Consider the following 1,731-nt stretch of genomic DNA (forward strand, 5'->3'; position numbering starts at 1 on the left):
CGTCTGAGGGGGCAGCCGGCCGGCTGCCCCCTCAGACGAAACGACCGGGACACCACGCTCGGCGTCGTCGGGCTCGGGCCTGCGGCCGTACCGCGCGGGCCCGGCCCCGCGGTCACCGGGCTCAGCGGTGGATGCGGCCGCTCGTGAGGGACAGAGGGCGGGCGGTGCCGCCGTGGCGGGTGTGGATGATTTCGGCGAGGACGGCGATCGCGGTCTCCTGGGGGGTGCGTGAGCCCAGGTCGAGGCCGATCGGGGAGTGCAGGCGCGCGAGTTCGTCCTCGGTGACGCCCGCTTCGCGCAGACGTCGGAGGCGGTCGTCGTGGGCGCGGCGGCTGCCCATCGCGCCGACGTAGGCGACCGGCAGGCGCAGCGCCCGGACCAGGACCGGGACGTCGAACTTGGGGTCGTGGGTGAGTACGCACACCGCGGTCCGGGCGTCGACGCGCGTGCCGGCGAGGTAGCGGTCCGGCCAGTCGACGACGAGTTCGTCCACGTCGGGAAAGCGGGCCTCGGTCGCGAAGACGGGTCGTGCGTCGCACACGGTCACCCGGTAGCCGGCGAACGCGCCGACCCTCGCGACGGCCGCGGCGTAGTCGTTGGAGCCGAACACGAGCAGACGCGGTCGCGGCACGAACGAGCGGACGAAGACGATCTCGCCCGGCTCGACGCCGACCGCCGGGATCCGGGTGGGCCCGTCCACGTCCTGCCGCAGCAGCGCGGTCTCGTCGGCGGCGAGCAGGTCGCGCACGACGCCCACGAAGGGCCCGCACTCGTCGTCGCCGGACGGGTCGAACGCCTGCCCCGCACCGTCGCCCGCGCCGACCAGGGTCCGCGCCCCGAGCCGGGTCGGATCGTCGGTGCTCACCACGGTCGCGACCGCGATCGGGAGCCCGTCCCGCAGCGCGGCGACCACCTCGGGAAACTCGGGGTATCGCGCCGAGTCGACCGGTTCGACGTACACCTCCAGGGTGCCGCCGCAGGTCAGACCCACCATCAGCGCGTCGTCGTCGCTGATGCCGTAGGCCGCGGTGCGCGGCAGGCCGTCCGCGACGACCTCCTGCGCCAGTTCGTACACCGCCCCCTCGACGCAGCCCCCGGAAACACTGCCGAGGGCGGTCCCGTCGGCGGAGACCGCCATCACCGCGCCGGCGTCGCGGGGTGCGCTGCGCAGAGTGGACACCACCGTGGCGAGCGCGAACGTGCGCCCTTCGCGGTACCACTCGTCGAGGTGGTCGAGCAGTTCACGCATCGTGGGTCACCTCGTCCGTCGTTCGTCGACCAGCAGCGCACACAGTTCCTCCAGGGCCGCCAGGCTGTGCCCGGCGACAAAGTCGTCAACGTACGGCAGGGCTGCGGCCATACCCGCCGCGAGGGGCTCGTAGCCGTCCCGGCCGCGATGGGGGTTGACCCAGATCACCCGATGGGCGAGGCGGTGCAGGCGGGCCATGCCGGCGGCGAGGCGGTCGGGGTCGCCGCGCTCCCAGCCGTCGGAGGCGATCACCACGACGGCGCCGCGGGCCGTGCCGCGTCGGCCCCACCCGTCCAGGAAGGCGTGCAGTTGGTCGCCGAGCCTGGTGCCGCCGCTGAAGTCGGGGACGAGCGCGGACGCGGCGGCGAGGGCCCGGTCGGGGTCGGTGTGCGCGAGTTCGCGGCTGATCCGGGTCAGCCGGGTACCGATCGTGAACACCTCCGCCCCGCGCCTGCACCGGGCCGCGGCGTGTCCCAGGCGCA

Annotated in this window: 2 protein-coding genes; both read right to left on the reverse strand. The window is 74.6% G+C overall.

Annotation, left to right across the window (positions count from 1 at the left end):
• Window positions 1-121 precede the first annotated feature (121 nt).
• The gene (locus tag GT354_RS21565) at window positions 122-1,249 is read right to left on the reverse strand and encodes an XdhC/CoxI family protein (RefSeq protein WP_161357992.1); all 1,128 of its coding nucleotides are present in this window, start codon (window positions 1,247-1,249) and stop codon (window positions 122-124) included.
• A 6-nt stretch (window positions 1,250-1,255) separates the two neighbouring features.
• A partial coding sequence (locus GT354_RS21570; protein ID WP_161357993.1) for a VWA domain-containing protein occupies window positions 1,256-1,731 on the reverse strand: 476 nt, incomplete at its 5' end.

Source organism: Streptomyces sp. SID3343 (assembly GCF_009865215.1).
GTDB lineage: Bacteria > Actinomycetota > Actinomycetes > Streptomycetales > Streptomycetaceae > Embleya.

Coding starts and splice junctions, on each gene's coding strand:
- GT354_RS21565 (WP_161357992.1), bottom strand. CDS start 1,249: ATGCGTGAACTGCTCGACCACCTCGACGAGTGGTACCGCGAAGGGCGC.